Consider the following 21,715-nt stretch of genomic DNA (forward strand, 5'->3'; position numbering starts at 1 on the left):
ATGCCCTATCAATCATAGTGAGAAGAGGGGGGCTTATGAATACAGAGTTAAGCATCTACCAACATCAAGTGGAGGCTAGATTCCGCTGTAATGGTCTGCCGCTAGAGCTCCTGAGTTATGAGCAGAAACAGCTGAGATATTTGAGTTATCTTGATCCGGATCCTTGGGTTGGATTGGGATTAAGACGTCTTCATGAAAGCTACTGCGACAACCCTAATATGGATATTCGCCAAGACATAACAGCGCTATACCACAAGATTAGTCGTCAAGGACTACTGCTAAACCATGAGTCATTGGCGAACTTGATTCTGGAATATAAAGAGCGATCACAGGGTTCTATATTTTCCCTAAAAGAATACAAGGCATTGGATTGGTTGACTCGTTTACGAAGTGATGCTGACGGCAAGCTAAGAACCCCGATCAGACCGTATCACAGCGTTACGGGTCGATCTGGGTTACTGGGGACGACACCCATCAATGGCTATAAGGTTTTCAGAGACAAGTTACTGGCGGCCCCGAGTGGAGGTTCCGTTGCTTCTATGGATTATTCGGGATGTGAGGTGGGGGTCTTAGCCGCTCTTTCAGGAGATCAGCAATTATGTAGCGATTACGCAGGTGAAGATGACCTGTATCTAGGTCTCGTCGATTGCATGTGTACCTCTAGTGGACTTCTGCTAGAGAGGGGACAGATCAAACGTCTAATACTGATGTCAATCTATGGCGCATATCCGCGATCTGTAGCATCAATCTTAGGTGTTTCCGAAGCTGCAGCGACAACTCTTCAAAAGGCTGTTATGGAGCTCTATCCGGCGGCATTTAAATGGTTAGAGGAACAAACGGTTGAAGCTTACCGGGCGAAGATAATCCAGTCCCGTAGTTGGCAGGTTCATGTTTCCCGACAAGCCAAACCTACTCAAGTAAGAAATTGGCCTATTCAAATGGTGGGAATGGAGATCATCAATGAAGCTTGCCTATTAGCAGATAAGCAAGGCTTAAAGATAGTCGGCGTTGTACATGATTGTATTTACATCGAAAGCGAATCTAGCCGCTTTGAACAAGACATAAGCGCACTAGAAAAGTCGATGCTCGTAGCCTCTGAGGCTGTACTGGGTGGATTCCAACTTAAAACAAGCATCGACTTCATCACGAAAAACTAAACAAAAATTAAGGTGATTACTATGGCAATGAAAACGGGCTCTTTTATTGAAAGAACAAAGCTTGAGAAAGCAAACTTTGGTGACAGCGTAGTTGGAAAAACACTTCAGCATGTGATTAATGAATTCGATATTGGTCGTAACGGATACGGCGTCGCAATTTTGTCCAGAAAGGAAAAAGGAAAGAACCGTCTAAACTATCTGTCTAGAAGTCCGCGATTCGCTCAAATCTTACGAGAAGAGATGATGCTGAGTGAAGGCATTGCACTCGACAAATCACAGATAGATGAGATAGCAGAGAAGCTAAACGGCATTGCTGGTATCGCTAAACAAGCTTCGGTGACCCATTTAAGAGTTGCACTGACCGACTGTGGTGACGGACGTGTTTTTGATGTAGGTGACGATGAAGGCACTCAGTACCAACTCAAAGATGGAAAGGTTTCTGTCATAGCAGAAGGTTCTGAGCAACTGTTTATCAGTTCTAGTGATGCTGAGGCTTTACCGTCATTGACGGGGAAAGGCGATTGGAAAAAGATTTTGCCTTACCTGAATATGGAGAAAAAGCACCAATTTCTGTTCATCGCTTGGTTACTTCATACGATGACTCTGGTTCGAGAGCCTGATACTGCATACCCGATCTTAGTCATCTATGGTGGTCAAGGTACAGGCAAGTCTACTTTCTGTAAGCGAATCATCAGACCATTGCTCGACCCAAGAGCGGCCAAAATAAAGAGCTTCCCTAAAAAGCAGGAAGATTTAGCTATCTCTCTGCAAAATGAATTTGCTTCTATTTACGATAACTTAAGATCGTTATCGAAAAGTTGGTCTGACTATCTGTGTATTGCGTCTACATATGGTGTGGAGGAAAAGCGTAAGCTGTACAGCGATGGTGATAGCGTTAAGTTTGAGCTTCACGGCAGCCTGATACTTAATGGAATTCATGACTTTATTGAAGAGCCGGACTTAGCGTCACGTTCTATCTATATTTCCATGAAGCAGTTAACGGGCGAGCAGCGCGTCAATGGTAAGAATATGCTCCAAAATTTAGAGGCAGATTTACCTGAGATTTACACAGGATTACTAGATCTACTGGCTCAGATTCTTGAAGTGCTTCCAACGGTATCACTGAAAAAAGCAGGTCGCTTGAATGAGTTCTCAACGTTTTTAGCTGCTTTTGAGAGCGTGACTAAGACGCCGCAAGATTATCTTCAAAGCTTGTACCTAAAGAATCAGCAGGATAGTGCATTGGAGTCATTGTACTTGAACAAGCTCGCTAAGCCCCTGATTCAACTTGCTCAGAAAGCTGGTGTGCAGGGCCGAAAGTATGCGCCTACAGAGTTATACAATGAGTTAGTTAAGGTAACGCCTTACCATGAACAAAAAGGTGAATTCCCTGAAAACCCGATACAATTCGGCCTTAGAATCGATGGCTTGATTAGTTCAATGGGTATGGCTGGCATCAAGATTGAACGAGTAGCCCCGAAAAACTCCATATTTCTAGGTCTAATCGCGGAGCAGCAGGAGGCTGCATAAGGCCAAGAAATAGCAATAAAAATTTCAGCTCACTAGATAAACGGGGATTTTCGCATCCGTTCTAACCCTAACCCCTTCAACCCCGACGACTAGGGTTGGAAGGGATGTGGAATAGCTAGTTAGGTTGGCTGTTTTGAGTTATTGGCTGGTACTGCTTTAGGGTTTAGCAAGTTGCCTGAAGTTTCATCAACTTGCTGCCAGTCCCCGATTTGTACATCGAATCCCGCATTAGCGATATCTTGTGCAATGGTTTTTAAGTATTCTTCATCAGTTTCAAAGTCGGCCAATTTGAATACCTCTCGCCCAAGTTGGCTAGAGAGTAGGACATGAAATTCAATTTTTTTCTTGGGATCTGAATGTATAGCGACTAAACCACTTTTTTTGCTTGTGAAAGCCCTCAAGAATCTTGATGGGTCTAATGAGGTAAACGTAGTAGTTAGCCCCATCGAGTCTACGCCAGATATGATTCCAATTTCTTGAAGGAAAAGTAGGTTGGTGAAGTGTAACCCCTTATCGGCCATCATTTTGTCAATGGTATCGGATTCATTTCCAAGCCCTCTAGGGTCGACAACACCTTTTAGAATTCGACCATCAATTATGAACTCACCTAGTTTACTGATCAGCTCTGCCTCACTCTTTGACAGGCTTTTGAGTAAGTCTAGTGTGCGTAGAGAGAAAGTTCCCGGAGTGGTGACCTCCCCCGCAAGAACCTTAGCCCACAATGTTTGTAAGTAGTCATTACTTACTTTTTCAGCGTTTCCTGCCCAGCTAGTGAACCAGTCAGGATCTACAGGGTCATCATTCGCATCATACTTACCTGATTCAAGTTCTTGTTCTGCAAGCAAGACTGTCTTGGTGAGATTCACTTCTTCCTGCATCGCCTGAATCTGTTTACGAGTTTTGCTTTGTCTATCCAAATTTTCCAAATTCAGGTATGGCTCAACTTTACTACCATTCTGAACTTCAACTAACTGTTCTATAACTGTTTCGGAGTTTACTGTAATCAGTCTACGATCTTCTGTATATTGCAATTTACCTGCTTTGATATCAGCGATCTGTTGCTCTGTCTGTGCGAGCATGAGTAGTTCATCACGTTTGGCGTCGACCTCAGCTTTACCTACTCTCTTGATTTGTTTAGGGGCAAAAATACCCCCAACACTATCGGATACTAAATCACCCAATTTTATTAATGCTTTTTCACCAGGCCAACCCATGCACGCACCTCATTTACAATATAAGACTATGATTAGATATAACTTTAACATGGTTTCGTGAAAGGGGAAGTGAACAAGGTTTGATTGTGCTGATGTTGATAATTACCCCCATATCCTCATCAACCCTGTCGTACTCTACCAACCCCATCATCCCCATCAACCCCGTCATCGACGTCAGAGAAATCTTGCGGATAATCAGGTGATGTGATTTTGCTGGTGGATTTCAGAGTGATTCGGGGCAGGTTTACTATGTTGAATACAGGACTGAAGCTTGGCTCATAATCGTTCGGTCCCCAGTTCAAATCTGGGAGGGGCCACCAAATTCCGATAAGGCTCATGAAGAAATTCATGGGCCTTTATCTTTTCTAGTCCTTTCCATATCCGGTCTTCGATTACTTCCTGTAAGCACGATTCCATTAGCGCCAGTGAAACACTCCACCTAATCACCACAGAACCCGTAAATCTATCTCAGGCTGATATCAACCATCAGTAAGCTCTCTCATCTGTACAGCACGACTCTGCGCTAGATACATACCACTCAACACCAGAACAGAACTCCAGAAAAACTTCCCGACTAAACCAACAAAAATATAACCAACATTCCGTTCCATTAGATGAAGTTAATTTATATAGATATAAATGAGAGACCTAAATGGAGTTCTAGCTGAGATCAGTCAGGAGACTCAGCACCGAAGATTAGAACCAAATGACTGTTGAACAATGATGACCAATTACCCTCAGTGGTAATTGGTCTGATATCTCTTAAGTGATTGAGGTTAGTAGTCAGTAGCAGTGAGCCTCAGAGCTAGAAACGAATGCTAATCACTGGACTGGTATTCATACTGGAATCGGTAATCTCAACGCTAGGAGTGGTTCTAGGGTGAATCTCGTATGAGTTAGGGGGAGAACTTGGGTTAGCGAATGGGTTGAGGGAATCAGATGGAAATCTAGCGTGAGAATGCCATCGACGGGGTTGATGGGGATGTCAGGGATGCCGGAGTTGGAAGGGTTAACAGGGTTACTAGGGTTGGTTCTGAAATAACTAATGAATCCGTTCGGCAACTTCCTCAACCCTATCAACCCTAGAATTGACTCAAAAGACAGGACTAGGACCGGAGCACCAGTACAATCATGAGCATTACCTAGTATGATATTCGCCAGAGTGTCGGGGTTGCATGGGTTGATGGGGTTAGAGAGGGACAATCTGGCTGGAATGTCCCAACGATCTAGGATTTTAGGTTGGTCTGGGGAGCTTAAATAGCATAGTTTCTCAAATATTCATAAGACCTAGCCAATTCATCAATTAACCCACCAACCAACTCTCGCCTATCATCAATGGCTTGATCTCTGCCTCTAGTGCCATGTGGAATCATCAGCTTGTAAGTTATTTGGTTGGGTAATAATTCATAGTAGTCATCTTCAGTAACAATATTAGCTAGTTTTATTAAGCTATTTCTCATATCTATTTGAGCATCTTGAACGCGATGGATACTGGATAGTGATCGGCTATATGCCCAATCATTAGAATCGTCAAAGTAGTCTTTTATTAAGTGGTAAGCGTTAGCCGGGAAGAAGTAACCTGCTTCTGAGCCTTCCTCAAACAACTCTTGCAAAGCAGGACTCAAGCTATCTAAATAGTTTCTAACCCTATAGCGATCATCGTCAGAAGCTGAAACACCTAAAACAGACTCTAGCTCGTGACTTTTTAGAGACCACACCACATCCTCGAGATCTGACGCTGTAAAGAGGTCAATCCTTACATTAGGGTAATCATCCTGCAACTCACCAATTGCTTTTTCTATTTCAGGTGGTAACCCTTTGTATTTATCATTAACCACAAAATAGTAAGCTTTTATTGGAGATATGGATTCCCAATATTCAACAAGCTTATCAAAGTCACCTTTTAGCTTATCAATCGCTCTCTGTGTTGACTTCTTTAGGTCTTCTGGGGCATAAACTTGGTAGTATGTCCCGGTGCCTTTCTGCCAGCCATCATTTCCCTTATCCCCATGACGACCATGAGCTTTGACTGGCCGAAAATTTCTATTGGCTAACTGCATGACCTCACTAAAGAAGTCTTCAAATGCGTTACCTTCTAATTTTAATATTTTCAGCTCCAACCGATCTCTAGAATGCCTTTCTATCATAAGTTCATAATTCCTCGTGCAAAGCTAGATATATCATCTAACCGTACATTCAATAAAAACAAATACATATTAACTTCATGATACTGATAATCATGGAGTTTAATATGATCAAAATTACAACTTTAGAAACTCTCTCAACCCTACCAATCACTACCACCCTACAAGAACAAGTCAAAGCCATACTCACAGAACCATTTCATGATGAAACGGAAACCCAACAGGCATGGGATGAACTGCAATGTGAACTCTGGTTCCTCACCTCAATAAATGACCTAAACGCTGTCGTCGTCGACGATATCGAACTACTGAAACGAGCCCTAACCTATACCGAATTCGAAGATGATCTAGATTACGGAGCTTCTATATCCCTAAGTATTGTCGAGGACAGTGGTAAGGGTATCTACCTACTGATGCCTAAGACACTCCGCACCGAATTTCACCAGCATTTCTCAATCAATGATGAGTAAGGAGGTATCTAATGCAATCTCGTAAATTCAAATTCAATAAACGCCAACTTGATTCACTACCGCCGACGCCGTCGACAAGTCGAAGTAAAGAAACTGAGTATACGGATGAGCTCTGTAGCGGCCTGAAAATAATTATCAACAGAAAAGGGAGACGTAGGTTCCTATTCAGGTACACCTATTTTGGTAAAAAAAAATCTGTTCAATTAGGCGAATATCCTGCGTTAGATATCAACACTGCTAGACAGATAGCTAATGACCACAAGCGAGAGATAGCACTGGGTAATGACCCCAAGGCAATGAGGGATGAAAAATCCAATGTACTAAGTTTTCAAGAATTTGCGGAGCTGCATTACCTGCCCTATGCCCGAATGAACAAACTCACCGCTAAGAATGATGTCGGTAACTTAAAGCTTCATTTCTACCCGAAATGGGGTAAGAAAAGTATCACCGATATCAACCAACAAGACATTCAAAAGCTACTCGATGGAGTCCTAGAAACAAGGAAGCCATCCACGGTAAATAGATTGCGTTCCCTAGCCCTTAGAATGTTCAGATTAGCAATGGAGTGGGGATTCGTGGACAAGAATCCGGGACAGTACATAAGGAAGCTTAAGGAGAACAACTTAAGAAACAGATTTCTGAATCGCAAAGAGGTTTCATCTTTCATTAAGGCATGTAATGAGGAACCCAATCGTACCCAAGGCAATGCTTTAAAATTCGCCCTGCTTACTGGGATGAGAATTGGTGAAATTACTAATTCTAAGTGGGATTGCCTTACCGTCGACGACGACGGCAATTGGAGCCTATTCCTACCGCATACAAAATCAGGGTTATCAAGGACGGTTTTACTCAATAATTTAGCTAAGGAGGTAATACATGACCAACGACGATTTCAGATACGTAAGAACCCCTATATCTTTGCCGGAGATGCACCCGGTAGACCTATCGCACACCCGAAGAAGGCATTCGCCCGAATCAAGAAAGCAGCGGGGATCTATGATGATTTCCGTATACACGACCTCAGGCACTCATTCGCTTCAATTTTAATCAATAGTGGTAACGCTACGCTCTATGATGTTCAGCATCTACTTGGGCACCAGAGCCCTCAAACTTCGACTAGGTATGCTCATTTGGCTAGTTCTAGATTGAGGGAGGTAAGTGCTAATGTGTCAGAGTTGGTGGGGGATGTGAGCCATTAATGTAATATAGCCAGTGGGCTGATGGTTGTTTTGCTAAGAACTTTGACTCAATATTGCTTATTGTATAATAAGCAATATTGGGAAATTACCAGTTACCAGTTACCAGTTTTTCTTAGTTCATCTCTTTGCGTATCGACTTTAACCCTAAGATCTTCTATCGATTTACCCAAATCTTCATGATTATTTGCTTTAGAGTAACTCAGCATTTTCAAGTTCATAGTAGCTTCAATGACACCGATTTGGTCTTTATGTAAATCGCCTCTGGGAGTTAACATATAGTGAGGTTTGTAACTACCATGCTTGAAAAAGGTATCTTCAAGTAGAAGCCTGATATCAGGGTCATTAACACCACATCCAATAAATATAAATGTGTGTGTCAGAGATAATGCTTGGAGAATATCATAGAAACTTTCATATTTTGAACGAGCCTCTGCATACTCTTTTCTTGTGAATATTAGTTTTTCAGGTGTATCAATAGTCCCATGAGCTTTAATTATAACTCGACCATCTTCTCTTATTGCAGATTGAATATCATTATCATAATGATTTTTTATTATTACAGAACCGTTCGTCTGCGCCGTAGCGTATGAGTCATATATTTTGTCAAAGTTTGGCGAGATAACTAACCTAGAATCTAACTTAAAAATATTACTATGCATTGGGGCTGGGTTATATGATGGTTTTAAATATTCCTCCCTAAGGAGTTTTATAAACTTCTCTCTGCCCAGTTTGTTTTTTATAATTTCACAAGCGGTAAGGTAATCATTTTCTTTCAAGAGTTTCTTGATATGAGCTTTAGGACTATCAACTTTTTCAAGCATCTCTGTTAGTAGTGTGAACCAAGTTTTAGGCCTTTGACCTGCGTCGTTAACGCTATTTCTTGATACTCCAGAACCAATATAAATAACACACTTTCTTCTGGCCAGTTCTCCAATGATATCATCAGGCCAAGTTATCATGACTACTCTCCATGTTTTTAATAATGTTTATAGCTATATTATTAAATATATCTTTCGACTCTTTAACCATCGTAAAATGGGCTCCAACCACACCGTCGCTAGATTTCAACTTGAAGATAGGGCAATTAGCGGATTGAGACAAAGGGACTAAACTGTGAAGATTCTGAATCTCACCTAAACGATATTTATCTATGTCAACAACCTTCTCGGAAACTAAATGTTTCTTTATTAGTGACGGTATTTTCTTGTTTATTTTTTCGTACGCATTAACTGGGCGCTTTTTACCTGAAACAGTCTTTGCTGTATATTGTTGGACGGCAAACCCAAGAAAATCAAGCGTCCAATTTATTTTGTGGCCATCAATCATAAAATCTTCGTCTTCTTCATCTCTATGAAAGTCTAAGCTTTTCTTAATAGAGTTTTTCCATTTCTTAAGAGATATTGAAATGTTTTCGATGGCGGAAAGACTAAATACATCAACACTCATTGGAACTAGATAGTAATCAGCTGAAATTAGAATTGAGCGATTGAGAGCACCTAAAGACGGGCCTACATCAAAGAAAATAAAATCATATGTATCTTCATACTTCAATAAAAGGTCTTTCATAACAAAACTGGTTTGTAGCCCTCTAGCGTCTCCAGAGATTGCAGATTTCCAATCAGAGGCCAAGAGATCTTCGCTTAAAGCTAATTTAGGGTCACCAGGAATTATGTCAAAGCAAAATCTAGGTGATGTTACAGGTGATATTGGATCCTTTAAAAAACCCTTACCTTTTTTTAATGGTTCAATAAAAGATTCAATCGTATCTCTTTTAACTTTTGATAATAGGTCTTCTACTTTTTGCTCATTTAAGCAATATGTCGTGGTGTTACACTGTGGATCAGCATCAACAACTAGTACTTTCTTTCCATGTTCGATTGCTAATACAGATGCTACATTACAAAGAAGAGTTGTTTTACCTACTCCTCCTTTATTGTTAAAAAATACGATACTTTTCATACAACCTTTACCCTTCAAATTGATTGATCTATCAGTAACCTGTTGATTATTAAACTACAATATCACACACTCTGAAGAGCTTCATTAAATAACCACAAACTGAAATTTTTCCATTCCCGATAGTTCAAAGCGACCTGTAGATAGTAAGTTTCTACATGGTTTGCCACGTACATCTAGGTCAGGACAAGAAATATTTGGCCAAGTACCTGATTGAAAAATTTAATTTCCCTCAAAACTCCCTATCGCCCCAACCTAAAATCCTAGATCGTTGGGACATTCCAGCCAGATTGTCCCTCTCTAACCCCATCAACCCATGCAACCCCGACACTCTGGCGAATATCATACTAGGTAATGCTCATGATTGTACTGGTGCTCCGGTCCTAGTCCTGTCTTTTGAGTCAATTCTAGGGTTGATAGGGTTGAGGAAGTTGCCGAACGGATTCATTAGTTATTTCAGAACCAACCCTAGTAACCCTGTTAACCCTTCCAACTCCGGCATCCCTGACATCCCCATCAACCCCGTCGATGGCATTCTCACGCTAGATTTCCATCTGATTCCCTCAACCCATTCGCTAACCCAAGTTCTCCCCCTAACTCATACGAGATTCACCCTAGAACCACTCCTAGCGTTGAGATTACCGATTCCAGTATGAATACCAGTCCAGTGATTAGCATTCGTTTCTAGCTCTGAGGCTCACTGCTACTGACTACTAACCTCAATCACTTAAGAGATATCAGACCAATTACCACGGAGGGTAATTGGTCATCATTGTTCAACAGTCATCTGGTTCTAATCTTCGGTGCTGAGTCTCCTGACTGATATCAGCTAGAACTCCATTTAGGTATCTCATTTATATCTATATAAATTACTGAACCTAATGGAACTGAATGTTGGTTATATTTTTGTTGGTTTAGTTGGGAAGTTTTTCTGGGGTTCTATTCTGGTGTTGAGTGGTATGTATCTAGCGCAGAGTCGTGCTGTACAGATGAGAGAGCTTACTGATGGTTGATATCAGCCTGAGATAGATTTACGGGTTCTGTGGTGATTAGGTGGAGTGTTTCACTGGCGCTAATGGAATCGTGCTTACAGGAAGTATTTGAAGACCGGATATGGAAAGGACTAGAAAAGATAAAGGCCCATGAATTTCTTCATGAGCCTTATCGGAATTTGGTGGCCCCTCCCAGATTTGAACTGGGGACCGAACGATTATGAGTCGTGCGCTCTAACCACTGAGCTAAGGGGCCGTAGGGCATAGATTATAGGGGAAGCATTCATTGGTGTCTAGACACTATGAGGGGCAATTCCGCTTACATCTTAGCCACTTAAATCATACAGGCACAAAAAAGGTGAGCCAACGCTCACCTTTTTTATTTTATGCTTAAAAGCTAACCACACTAAAGCGTGTAATTACTCGTCCAAGAAGCTACGCAGAGTTTCTGAGCGGCTTGGGTGACGAAGTTTACGCAGTGCTTTTGCTTCGATCTGACGGATACGTTCACGAGTTACGTCGAACTGCTTACCAACCTCTTCAAGAGTGTGGTCAGTATTCATGTCGATACCGAAACGCATACGCAGTACTTTCGCTTCACGAGGAGTTAGGCCAGCAAGAACGTCTTTAGTTGCGCCGCGCAGGCTTGTTGCCGTTGCAGAGTCTAAAGGCAGTTCTAGCGTTGTATCCTCGATGAAATCACCTAGATGCGAATCTTCGTCGTCACCGATTGGTGTCTCCATTGAGATAGGCTCTTTAGCGATTTTCAGTACTTTACGGATCTTGTCTTCAGGCATTTGCATGCGCTCAGCCAACTCTTCCGGAAGCGGTTCACGACCCATCTCTTGTAGCATTTGACGAGAGATACGGTTTAGTTTGTTGATCGTTTCGATCATGTGAACCGGAATACGGATAGTACGAGCTTGGTCGGCAATCGAACGAGTGATTGCTTGACGGATCCACCACGTAGCGTACGTAGAGAACTTGTAACCACGACGGTATTCAAACTTATCTACCGCTTTCATCAGACCGATGTTACCTTCTTGGATTAGATCCAGGAATTGTAGACCACGGTTTGTGTACTTCTTAGCAATCGAGATTACTAGACGTAAGTTCGCTTCAACCATCTCTTTCTTAGCACGACGAGCTTTCGCTTCACCGATAGACATACGACGGCTGATATCTTTAATGCTTTGAACAGTAAGAGACGTTTCACGTTCGATGATATCCAGCTTTTGGATAGAACGACGGATGTCGTGTTCGTTACGTTTGATCTTTTCTGCGTATGGCTTGTCTGAAGCAAGAACTTCGTCCAGCCATGCTTCGCTAGATTCATTGCCAGTAAATAGAGCAATGAAAGATTTCTTCGGCATTTTGCCGTACTCAACCGTTTGACGCATGATTAGGCGTTCTTGAGTACGTACGCGATCCATTGAAGTACGCAGTTCGTTTACTAGGTAATCGAACTGTTTTGGCGTTAGACGGAATTCTTTGAACACGTCTTGCATCATTGTTGTTGCAAGCGTTGCTTTCGGGCTTTCGTGGCCGTATTCATTGATTGCTAGTTGACGGTTTTGGTAGCTAGTGCGAAGTGCTGTGAACTTCTCAAGAGCAAGCTCAGGATCAATACCTGTATCTTCCTCTTCTTCTTCCTCGTCGTCTTCTGCTTCTTCTTTGTCTTCGTCTTCTAGATCAGTTTTAGCAAGTTCTGAACCGATGTGAGTCGCCGTTGGCGCAGCTGTGCCATCGTCGTCTGGGTCAACAAAGCCATTGATTAGATCTGTTAAACGAATCTCTTCAGCGAGTACGCGGTCAAACTGTTCCAAGATGTATGGAATAGTGCCTGGGTACTCAGCTACAGATAATTGAACAGTATTGATACCATCTTCAATACGCTTCGCAATGTCGATTTCGCCTTCACGAGTCAGTAGTTCAACTGTACCCATTTCACGCATGTACATACGAACTGGGTCAGTTGTACGGCCAATCTCGCTTTCTACGCTTGAAAGCGCAGCAGCAGCAGCTTCAGCTGCATCTTCATCTATATTGGCATCGTCATCATTAAGTGCTAGATCATCAGCGTCAGGTGCAGTTTCTACTACCTTGATACCCATGTCGTTGATCATTTGAATGATGTCTTCTACCTGTTCAGAATCCACGATTTCTGCAGGTAGGTGGTCGTTTACTTCGGCGTAGGTCAGATAGCCTTGTTCCTTGCCTTTAATAACAAGTAATTTAAGCTGTGACTGCGGATTTTGATCCATAGATGATATCCAACTTCAGGTCTGGTGAAGGACGTTGCATTCTCAAATGCAAACCAATTATGTTAACAAATTTATTAAATGCTGACTAATCAAACAGGGTTACGCTTTTAGATCTAGCATTAAAGCTAGTAGCTCCCTTTTTTCTTCGGCTGATAAACCGACACTTCTTGCTTTGGCCTGCAGGTTTTCAATTTGTTTTTCAACGCACTGGGCAAGGATATTGTCCAATGAGTCTAAAAATATGTCTTCTTGATTGTCTTCGTCGAGGGGGATTTCCCAGCTCGCGAGACGAGACAGAAGCGCCTCATGTTTATTGTGTCGCCAATGCTCTAATAATTGGCCTGTGTTGATATGGGGATGCGCATGGCATTTATCAAGTACTTCGACGAATAAACTTAGTCCAGGCAACTGTAAGCCTTTGACACTTGATAAATCCGGTACCATATCAGCATAGCTCGGATTTTGGATAAGCAAAGCGATAACTTCTCGCATTGGAGTGCGTTTTAGTTCTTTATGCGGTTGAGGTGTCGGGTTCTTAGTATGAACACGAGCTCGTCTCAGTTGGTTATCAAAACCAGTACGCTCATCCAATAATTTTTCGAGCAGTTCTTGGAAATAACTGTCAGGGATTTTGTTAATCAAGGCGCTTGCGTGTGCTCGCAGTGCCGACTTCCCTTCCGTTGTTCCCAAGTTCAACTTGTGTATCTCAATAAGATTATCGAACAAGTAAGTAGAAAGCGGTGTCGCATTCTGTACCAGTTGTTCGAAGGCCTCTTGGCCATTCTCTCTTATATAGCTATCTGGGTCTTCGCCGTCGGGTAAAAATAGAAACTTGAGCGTGTTACCTGTTTTCAGGTATTCAAGCGCATTTTCGAGAGCGCGCCACGCCGCTTCTTTACCTGCTCGGTCACCATCGTAACAACAAACCACGGTACTGGTTTGGCGGAACAACATTTGAACGTGGTCACCGGTTGTCGAGGTGCCCAGTGATGCCACTGAGTAATCAACACCATATTGCGCTAATGCCACGACATCCATGTAACCTTCAACCACAAGTATTTGCGGCGGTTCACGGTAGGCTTGCAGCACTTCATAAAGGCCGTAAAGCTCTTTGCCTTTATGGAAGATAGGTGTTTCTGGTGAGTTTAGGTATTTCGGTGTGCCGTCTTCTAAGACACGACCACCAAACCCGATCACTCGACCACGACGATCGCGAATCGGGAACATGACACGTCCACGGAATCGATCGTATCGGTTGCCTTTATCATTCTCGATTAACATGCCGCCAGTCACGAGCATGTCTTGGGCTTCTTTTTGTTGGCCAAAGTTCTTACGAACCAAGTCCCATTCATCAGCGACGTAGCCAATGCCAAACTTCTGTACGATTTCACCAGACAGTCCACGATTCTTTAGGTAATCAATCGCAGGTTTGTTAGCAGAAATTTTTAGCTGAGAGCGGTAAAAATTACTGATGCCGCCCATCAAATCGTAGAGGTTACGTTTTTGTTCGCTGTTAGCTCTTGGCGCCGTGGATATTTCACCGCTGCGCTGTTCTCTAGGAACATCAAGGCCTAAAAATGAGGCTAGCTCTTCAATCGCTTCAACAAAATCGAGACGTTCGAACTCCATAATGAAGTCGATGGCATTGCCATGTACGCCACAACCAAAGCAGTGATAAAACTGTTTTTCTTGGCTTACGCTAAAAGAAGGGGTCTTTTCGTTGTGAAATGGGCAACAAGCACCATAGTTTTTGCCTTTTTTCTTAAGTTTCACGCGTGCGTCCACAATATCGACAATGTCGAGACGCGCTAGGAGATCATCGATGAAACTACGCGGGATGTGTCCTGCCATAAAACCTTAGAAAAATGCACTAACTGAGAGTGTGGATAATAATAGTTTGAATAGGTTACAGATACAAACAAGCCGTGCGTTCCGAAGGATTGCACGGCTTGTTGCAATTTGATTTGGGATTAAGCGAGTTTAGAACGAACTAAACCACTAACTTTACCCATATCTGCACGCCCTTGAATTTGTGGTTTCAAGATAGCTATTACTTTACCCATGTCTTGCATGCCCGCAGGTTGAGCTTCTGCAATTGCGCTATCAAGTAGTGCAATAACTTCTTCTTCAGTTAGCGGTTGAGGCATAAAGCCTTCAAGTACCGTAATTTCTGCTTTTTCCACGTCAGCAAGATCTTGACGATTTGCCGATTCATATTGAGCAACAGAATCGCGACGTTGCTTAACCATTTTAACTAATATAGCAATAATGTCGTCGTCGTTCAGAGTGATCCGTTCGTCAACTTCACGTTGCTTAATTGCTGAAAGAGCTAAGCGGATAGTGCCAAGGCGCGGTTTGTCCTTGGCTTTCATCGCTAATTTTTGCTCTTCTTTGAGTTGTTCAATAAGAGCCATAACTCAGTCCTTATGGATTAAGTTATTAGTACAGACGAACGCGACGTGCGTTTTCGCGAGCTAGCTTTTTAGCGTGACGCTTTTGAGCTGCTGCTTTAGCGCGTTTGCGAACTGTAGTTGGCTTTTCGTAATGCTCACGACGACGCACTTCAGAAAGGATACCTGCTTTTTCACAAGAGCGCTTGAAACGACGTAGTGCAACGTCGAACGGTTCGTTTTCACGTACTTTAACTATTGGCATATGCCTTTCACCTCAGGGGTTATTCATTATCGCTGGTTATTCAGTACCAAATCAGAGAAGTTACCCATCGAGCTAACTCTCTATTCGCGTTTGGTCATTAACCAGCTTGATCAAAAATGGTGCGGAATTTTAATCCGATCACAGTGGCTTTGTAAAGCACTTTGTCGATTATAGTCTGTACAATATTTGTTTGAAGAGCTTAGGCAGGGTAATATTGCGCTAATTTCCCATTTTAGACGAAAGCGTGCCGAGAAAATTATGCGCATTATTGGTATTGAAACCTCTTGTGATGAAACAGGAATCGCAATTTATGATGATGAGCAAGGGCTGCTTTCTCATCAGTTATACAGCCAAGTAAAGCTGCACGCCGATTACGGTGGTGTGGTACCTGAGCTAGCGTCGCGTGACCACGTAAAAAAAACCATTCCACTGATTAAAGCGGCATTGGCAGAAGCGAACCTAACGTCGAAAGATATTGATGGCGTGGCTTACACGGCTGGCCCTGGTTTGGTTGGTGCATTGCTTGTGGGCGCAACGATTGGTCGCAGTATTGCCTATGCGTGGGGCGTGCCTGCTGTGCCAGTGCACCATATGGAAGGTCACCTTCTTGCGCCAATGCTAGAAGATAATCCTCCACCATTCCCATTTGTTGCTCTGCTGGTTTCTGGCGGTCATACCATGATGGTAGAAGTGAAAGGCATTGGTGAATACCGAATTCTTGGTGAATCGATTGATGATGCGGCGGGTGAAGCGTTTGATAAAACCGCGAAGCTAATGGGCTTAGATTACCCAGGTGGTCCACTGCTATCTCGACTCGCAGAAAAAGGCACGCCAGGTCGTTTTAAGTTCCCACGTCCAATGACCGATCGTCCGGGTCTAGATATGAGCTTTTCGGGCTTGAAAACGTTCGCGGCAAATACCATTCGTGCTAATGACAATGATGACCAAACTCGTGCTGACATCGCTTATGCGTTCCAAGAAGCGGTTTGTGCGACCTTGGTAATCAAGTGTAAGCGTGCGTTGGTAGAGACGGGTATGAAACGTATCGTGATTGCTGGCGGTGTGAGTGCCAACAAACAACTACGAGTTGAGCTTGAAGCATTAGCCAAGAAAATCGGTGGAGAGGTGTACTACCCACGCACTGAGTTCTGTACAGATAACGGTGCGATGATCGCTTATGCGGGCATGCAGCGCCTGAAGAATGGTGAAACGGCTGATTTATCTGTCCATGCCACACCGCGTTGGCCAATTGACCAGCTAGAGCCGATTGTTTAATCATAACCAATCGCCAAATAAACCATAGTATTTCGATAAACGGTCGCTGAGTGCGGCCGTTTTTATATCCTAGCTTACCGACTGTATGTCGATAAATAATTGCTGATAGAGATTAGGGAAGAAAATGAACAAGTTCACAGTAGACAATCAATCGATGGCGTACCTAGATGAAGGTCAAGGCCCTGTTGTTGTATTAGGCCACAGCTACCTTTGGGACAGTGCAATGTGGAAGCCGCAGATCGATGCATTAAAAACTCAGTATCGCTGTATTGTTCCAGAGCTTTGGTCTCATGGTGAATCACAAGCCGCGCCGAGCTCGATGCGCAACTTAAAAGATTACGCTCAACACATTTTGGATCTACTTGATCATTTAGAAATCGAAGAATTTTCCGTAGTAGGTTTATCGGTTGGCGGTATGTGGGGAACCGAGTTAGCGGAACTTGCACCTGCACGTATCAAGTCTCTGGTTCTAATGGATACTTTCGTAGGGCTCGAGCCAGAAGTTGCTCATGCTAAATACTTCAGCATGTTAGACACCATTACTCAAACCAAGATGGTTCCTCAACCGATTGTTGAAGCGGTTGTTCCATTGTTCTTTGCAAATGATGCTCAAACAAACACGCCAACTTTAGTGGAAGGCTTTACTCAGAAATTATCGGCTCTTAAGGGTGAGAACGCTGAAGAAGTGGCTCGAATCGGTCGAATGGTCTTTGGACGTCGCGATATGATTGAAGCAGTAGAGAGCTTTGCACTGCCGGTTTTGATCGCTGTAGGGCAAGAAGACAAACCACGTCCGGCACTTGAGTCATACCTAATGAACGATTGTATTACGGGCAGTGAGTTAGTGGTGATTCCTGATGCTGGTCATATTAGTTCGCTAGAGCAACCAGAGTTTGTGAACACAATGCTGAAGACGTTTTTAGATAAACATCTGCTGTAAGCTTTAGATATTGAATAGTATTGCTCGACAGAGATTTACGTTGGTTTAAACGTATCTTAGTTTAAAAAATGGTTCGGCTTAAACATGACAGTTTAAGCCGATTTTTTTTGCCCGAGTTTTGGTTCGCTGCCATCGAGTAGGCGACGAATATTCTGATGGTGACGTAGGACGATCAAACAACACAACATGGCCACAGGCAGTGTGTATTGAGGTTTGACTAACCAAGCGTAGAAAGGTGCGAGCAACACAGTAACCAGTGCCGCTAACGAAGAGTAACGAAACAAAAATGCTACAACCAACCAAGTCGCCATGATCATGCCTGTTAAATCGAATCCAATTGGGGCAATTGCTCCGAGTGCGGTTGCGACGCCTTTACCACCTTTAAAGTGGAAGAATATTGGATACATATGACCAAGGCAGGCTGCGATCGCCACAACACCTAAAATGATGGGATCGATCTTGAGGTAGTAGCCAAGCCAAACAGGAATGGTGCCTTTAAGCATGTCACAAAGCAGGACGGCCGCAGCGGCGCCTTTGCCACCCACGCGAAGCACATTGGTGGCTCCGGGGTTATTGGACCCCACAGTTCTTGGGTCAGGAAGTCTTAAGACTCGGCATATCAAGACCGCACTAGAGATTGAACCTAGTAAATAGGCAGCAATAATCATGATGAGTGCCAATGGGGTCATGTTTTTCCTTAAACAGTTATAAGCCTAACGATGGGAAAATAATGCTCAATCTAAGAGTAATTGATATCATATCTGGAATTACGCAAATAATACGTTTTTTTCCCAGGTATGGGTATCCGACCTCTAAAAGGACAAGTCATGGCACTGGATAAAGTTTTCATTGAACAGCTAGAAGTAATTACAACGATCGGTGTTTACGATTGGGAACAAGAGATTAAACAAAAACTTGTGCTTGATATTGAAATGGCTCATGACAATCGCCCAGCAGGTAAGAGTGATGATGTTGTCGATGCTTTGGATTACTCGACAGTCAGCACTGCCGTACTTGACCACATTGCGAATGGCCGATTCCTATTGGTTGAGCGTGTGGCAGAAGAAGTCGCTGAATTGATTATGACTCAGTTCTCAGTGCCTTGGATTAAAATTCGTCTAGCGAAGCCTGGCGCAGTACCACAAGCAAAAGCCGTGGGTGTGATCATCGAAAGAGGTCAAGCATGACAATAGCCTATGTTGGTGTTGGCACGAACATAGACCGCGACAAGCATGCAAGGGTGGCATGGACAGAGCTTCAATCATTAGGAACTAACCTTAAATGCTCTAAGATCTATCACTGTGAGCCTGTGGGGTTTAAAAGCCATTCGTTTTATAACTTTGTGGTTGAGATCGACACATCACTCTCATTGACTGAATTTTCACAGCAGCTCCGTGAAATTGAGTTTAAATGGGGTCGCCCTCAAGATGCCCATAAGCTTCAAGATCGAAAGCTCGATCTTGATATTGTGCTGTTTGGAGAGGTGGTATCAGAGAGCGATCCAGAATTACCACGAAGTGATATCTATAAATATCCTTTTGTAACACAACCACTTTATGATCTTTGTCCTGCGAGAGTGATCCCGCAAGATGGAAGAAACGTCAGTGAAATATGGCAGAAGATGCAGCAATTAGACACGCTCTCTGTCGTAGATATAACACTATAATTTTTAAGGTAAGTAATGAGTTATTTTGAAGCGTTTATGTTGGCGTTGGTGCAAGGCTTTACTGAGTTTTTACCTATTTCCAGTTCTGCACACTTAATCCTTCCTTCTGCTGTTTTAGGTTGGGAAGATCAAGGCTTGGCTTTTGATGTGGCTGTCCACGTTGGTACTTTGGCAGCCGTGGTTATCTATTTCCGTAAAGAAGTGGTCTCTCTGTTGAGCGCATTCTTTGGTTCAGTGTTTAAAGGCGATCGCAGTAAAGAAGCGAAGTTAGCGTGGATGATCATTCTCGCGACGATTCCTGCGTGTATCTTTGGTTTGTTGATGAAAGATATTGTTGAGCTTTACTTGCGCAGTGCATGGGTGATAGCGACGACCACCATTATCTTTGGTCTGTTGCTATGGTGGGTGGATAAGAACTCAAGCCTGCGTGATGACGAATACCAAGCGGGTTGGAAAAAGGCGCTGTTTATTGGTCTTGCTCAAGCAATGGCGATCATCCCAGGTACGTCTCGCTCTGGCGCAACGATTACCGCAGCACTTTACCTTGGTTTCACACGTGAAGCGGCGGCTCGATTCTCTTTCTTGATGTCTATCCCAATCATCACTCTGGCTGGTGGTTATTTGGGCCTGAAGTTAGTGACCAGTGGTGATCCAATCCATGTTGGTACTTTGCTAACGGGAATCGTGGTTTCTTTCATTAGTGCTTATATCTGTATTCACTTCTTCTTGAAGCTTATCTCTCGTATGGGTATGACGCCGTTTGTTATCTACCGCTTGATTTTAGGTTTTGGTCTATTCGCTTTCTTGATGATGCAGTAGCGCTCGACTTACGAAGACACATGTATGGTCCTACAGATTGAAACGGAAAAACCCGCCTAGTCGCGGGTTTTTTAATGCATGGTAATCAGCGCTATGGCGATTAACTATCAGCGAGCTCTAATAGGGCGCTCTCAATTGCGATAGCTCTGCGTTTCTCTTGTTCTTCTCGAATATCTTTGCCTTGAAAACCATCGGCAATAATGGCTTTAACTTCGACTTGAAGCGCTGCTTGGTAAGCCATTTCAAAACGCGCTTTCTGAGGGTAAGGCTGATCTTCTAATCCTTTTCGGCCAGCGTGATCAGCTTGGCAGCAAAGCAGTATATCGTTGAGCCTGTCTGGTTTACGCCAAACATCAAACTTGTTCAGAACCTTGAGAACGGTGGTTGGCTTGAGCTCGCCTGCGCGGTGTATATTAGAATGTTGCTCGCAAACTAACAGTGCGAGATCTCTGAATTCATTGGGCACTCTGACTCTTTCACATAGCTTCTTAATGATCTTCAAGCCAGTATGACAATGCATTTTGTGGCTTGGCCACTCGCTTTCTGGTGTGACGCCTTTACCTAAGTCATGTACTTGAGCGGCAAAACGTACTGGTAACGATGAACTTAGTAGCGCAGCTTGCTGAGCAACCATCAGAGTGTGAATGCCCGTGTCGATTTCAGGGTGCCACTTTTCAGGTTGAGGCACACCAAACAGAGCGTCAATTTCAGGCAACACAACAGCCAATGCACCACACTCTTTCAATAAAGAAAGGAACACTTCAGGGTGGGGAGTGCTAAGAGATTTATGCCACTCTTGCCAAACTCGCTCTGCAGTGAGGTGTGCCAGTTCACCGGATTGCACTATCTCACTCATCATCACCATGGTTTCAGATGCAACCGTAAAGTTGAGATGATGGAGTTTGGCGGCGAAGCGAGCCACACGCAGCACACGAAGAGGATCTTCAACAAAGGCATCCGAGACGTGCCTTAAAATACGATCAGAGAGATCTTTTTGGCCATGGTAAGGATCGTAAAGTTGGCCTTTGTCATCTTGAGCGATGGCGTTGATCGTTAAATCTCGACGCATGAGATCTTCTTCCAAACTCACATCCGGTGCAAAGTAACACTCGAAACCGGTATAACCCGAACCGGATTTTTTCTCAGTGCGAGCCAGTGCGTGCTCTTCTTTGGTTTTTGGGTGTAAGAATACGGGGAAATCTTTCCCGACAGCAGTAAAGCCAAGGCTTTCCATCTCTTGAGGGGTACTCCCTACCACGACCCAATCTCTATCATAGCTATCAATGTTGAGCAGCTTATCGCGCACCGCTCCACCGACTAGGTAGCGTTGTAGCCCATTGTCTTTTGGTAGGCTATCGTATATTTGCAACTTATCACCTCGAAATGTTTTATCACTGCTGGACTTTACTGCGAGCAATGGTACTTTCCATTAAT

Annotated in this window: 19 protein-coding genes and 1 tRNA gene; 9 read left to right on the forward strand and 11 right to left on the reverse strand. The window is 43.4% G+C overall.

The genetic code is table 11. From position 1 onward, the window contains the following. Nucleotides 1–173 precede the first annotated feature (173 nt). Nucleotides 174–1,157 (forward strand): DNA polymerase, encoded by a 984-nt coding sequence (locus tag OCV30_RS02305; RefSeq protein WP_244499063.1) that lies wholly within the window; start codon nucleotides 174–176, stop codon nucleotides 1,155–1,157. Between the two features lie 21 nt (nucleotides 1,158–1,178). After that, entirely contained in the window at nucleotides 1,179–2,687 is a 1,509-nt protein-coding gene (locus tag OCV30_RS02310; RefSeq protein ID WP_065680168.1) for a hypothetical protein, read from the forward strand. Between the two features lie 119 nt (nucleotides 2,688–2,806). Here OCV30_RS02310 and OCV30_RS02315 read toward each other — a convergent pair whose 3' ends face one another. Next, the gene (locus OCV30_RS02315; protein WP_065680169.1) at nucleotides 2,807–3,901 is read right to left on the reverse strand and encodes a DUF2806 domain-containing protein; all 1,095 of its coding nucleotides are present in this window, start codon (nucleotides 3,899–3,901) and stop codon (nucleotides 2,807–2,809) included. 1,253 nt (nucleotides 3,902–5,154) lie between these two features. Beyond that, complete coding sequence (locus OCV30_RS02320) at nucleotides 5,155–6,048, reverse strand: hypothetical protein (RefSeq protein WP_065680171.1); 894 nt, start codon at nucleotides 6,046–6,048, stop codon at nucleotides 5,155–5,157. Nucleotides 6,049–6,152: 104 nt separating this feature from the next. On the opposite strand from OCV30_RS02320, the gene OCV30_RS02325 reads away from it, so the two are divergent. Beyond that, on the forward strand, nucleotides 6,153–6,515 hold the full coding sequence (locus OCV30_RS02325) for a hypothetical protein (RefSeq protein ID WP_083994636.1): 363 nt from the start codon (nucleotides 6,153–6,155) through the stop codon (nucleotides 6,513–6,515). An 11-nt stretch (nucleotides 6,516–6,526) separates the two neighbouring features. Further along, the gene (locus OCV30_RS02330) at nucleotides 6,527–7,714 is read left to right on the forward strand and encodes a tyrosine-type recombinase/integrase (protein WP_065680173.1); all 1,188 of its coding nucleotides are present in this window, start codon (nucleotides 6,527–6,529) and stop codon (nucleotides 7,712–7,714) included. A gap of 92 nt (nucleotides 7,715–7,806) precedes the next feature. Here OCV30_RS02330 and OCV30_RS02335 read toward each other — a convergent pair whose 3' ends face one another. From OCV30_RS02335 to rpsU, 7 genes are all read right to left on the reverse strand, one after another. Beyond that, on the reverse strand, nucleotides 7,807–8,673 hold the full coding sequence (locus OCV30_RS02335; RefSeq protein ID WP_065680174.1) for an SIR2 family protein: 867 nt from the start codon (nucleotides 8,671–8,673) through the stop codon (nucleotides 7,807–7,809). After that, the gene (locus tag OCV30_RS02340; RefSeq protein ID WP_065680175.1) at nucleotides 8,657–9,673 is read right to left on the reverse strand and encodes a ParA family protein; all 1,017 of its coding nucleotides are present in this window, start codon (nucleotides 9,671–9,673) and stop codon (nucleotides 8,657–8,659) included. The genes OCV30_RS02335 and OCV30_RS02340 overlap by 17 nt, the downstream gene beginning before the upstream one ends. Before the next feature lie 1,169 nt (nucleotides 9,674–10,842). Then, a tRNA-Ile gene (locus OCV30_RS02345) sits at nucleotides 10,843–10,918 on the reverse strand. A 163-nt stretch (nucleotides 10,919–11,081) separates the two neighbouring features. Further along, nucleotides 11,082–12,926 (reverse strand): RNA polymerase sigma factor RpoD, encoded by a 1,845-nt coding sequence (rpoD, locus tag OCV30_RS02350; RefSeq protein ID WP_009847799.1) that lies wholly within the window; start codon nucleotides 12,924–12,926, stop codon nucleotides 11,082–11,084. 99 nt (nucleotides 12,927–13,025) lie between these two features. Continuing rightward, nucleotides 13,026–14,777 carry a DNA primase gene (gene dnaG, locus OCV30_RS02355; RefSeq protein WP_017102947.1) on the reverse strand — a complete coding sequence of 584 codons (1,752 nt, stop codon included), beginning with the start codon at nucleotides 14,775–14,777 and terminating at the stop codon, nucleotides 13,026–13,028. A 119-nt stretch (nucleotides 14,778–14,896) separates the two neighbouring features. Further along, nucleotides 14,897–15,340, reverse strand: a complete 444-nt coding sequence (locus OCV30_RS02360; protein ID WP_065680177.1) for a GatB/YqeY domain-containing protein — start codon at nucleotides 15,338–15,340, stop codon at nucleotides 14,897–14,899. 25 nt (nucleotides 15,341–15,365) lie between these two features. Beyond that, complete coding sequence (gene rpsU, locus OCV30_RS02365) at nucleotides 15,366–15,581, reverse strand: 30S ribosomal protein S21 (RefSeq protein WP_004396009.1); 216 nt, start codon at nucleotides 15,579–15,581, stop codon at nucleotides 15,366–15,368. Between the two features lie 258 nt (nucleotides 15,582–15,839). On the opposite strand from rpsU, the gene tsaD reads away from it, so the two are divergent. After that, nucleotides 15,840–16,856 carry a tRNA (adenosine(37)-N6)-threonylcarbamoyltransferase complex transferase subunit TsaD gene (tsaD, locus tag OCV30_RS02370; RefSeq protein ID WP_009847795.1) on the forward strand — a complete coding sequence of 339 codons (1,017 nt, stop codon included), beginning with the start codon at nucleotides 15,840–15,842 and terminating at the stop codon, nucleotides 16,854–16,856. Between the two features lie 124 nt (nucleotides 16,857–16,980). After that, complete coding sequence (locus OCV30_RS02375; RefSeq protein WP_065680178.1) at nucleotides 16,981–17,796, forward strand: alpha/beta fold hydrolase; 816 nt, start codon at nucleotides 16,981–16,983, stop codon at nucleotides 17,794–17,796. Nucleotides 17,797–17,888: 92 nt separating this feature from the next. On the opposite strand, the gene plsY is transcribed toward OCV30_RS02375, so the two are convergent. Beyond that, the gene (gene plsY / locus OCV30_RS02380; protein ID WP_009847793.1) at nucleotides 17,889–18,485 is read right to left on the reverse strand and encodes a glycerol-3-phosphate 1-O-acyltransferase PlsY; all 597 of its coding nucleotides are present in this window, start codon (nucleotides 18,483–18,485) and stop codon (nucleotides 17,889–17,891) included. A gap of 138 nt (nucleotides 18,486–18,623) precedes the next feature. On the opposite strand from plsY, the gene folB reads away from it, so the two are divergent. The 3 genes from folB to OCV30_RS02395 are packed head-to-tail and all read left to right on the forward strand — an operon-like array spanning nucleotide 18,624 to nucleotide 20,281. Further along, nucleotides 18,624–18,983 (forward strand): dihydroneopterin aldolase, encoded by a 360-nt coding sequence (gene folB, locus OCV30_RS02385; protein ID WP_004735969.1) that lies wholly within the window; start codon nucleotides 18,624–18,626, stop codon nucleotides 18,981–18,983. Continuing rightward, nucleotides 18,980–19,462 carry a 2-amino-4-hydroxy-6-hydroxymethyldihydropteridine diphosphokinase gene (gene folK, locus OCV30_RS02390; protein WP_065680179.1) on the forward strand — a complete coding sequence of 161 codons (483 nt, stop codon included), beginning with the start codon at nucleotides 18,980–18,982 and terminating at the stop codon, nucleotides 19,460–19,462. The genes folB and folK overlap by 4 nt, the downstream gene beginning before the upstream one ends. A 15-nt stretch (nucleotides 19,463–19,477) precedes the next feature. Further along, on the forward strand, nucleotides 19,478–20,281 hold the full coding sequence (locus OCV30_RS02395; RefSeq protein ID WP_004735967.1) for an undecaprenyl-diphosphate phosphatase: 804 nt from the start codon (nucleotides 19,478–19,480) through the stop codon (nucleotides 20,279–20,281). A 100-nt stretch (nucleotides 20,282–20,381) separates the two neighbouring features. Here OCV30_RS02395 and OCV30_RS02400 read toward each other — a convergent pair whose 3' ends face one another. Further along, entirely contained in the window at nucleotides 20,382–21,698 is a 1,317-nt protein-coding gene (locus OCV30_RS02400; RefSeq protein ID WP_065680180.1) for a multifunctional CCA addition/repair protein, read from the reverse strand. Between the last annotated feature and the right edge of the window lie 17 nt (nucleotides 21,699–21,715).

The organism is Vibrio atlanticus, assembly GCF_024347315.1.
Classification (GTDB): domain Bacteria; phylum Pseudomonadota; class Gammaproteobacteria; order Enterobacterales; family Vibrionaceae; genus Vibrio; species Vibrio atlanticus.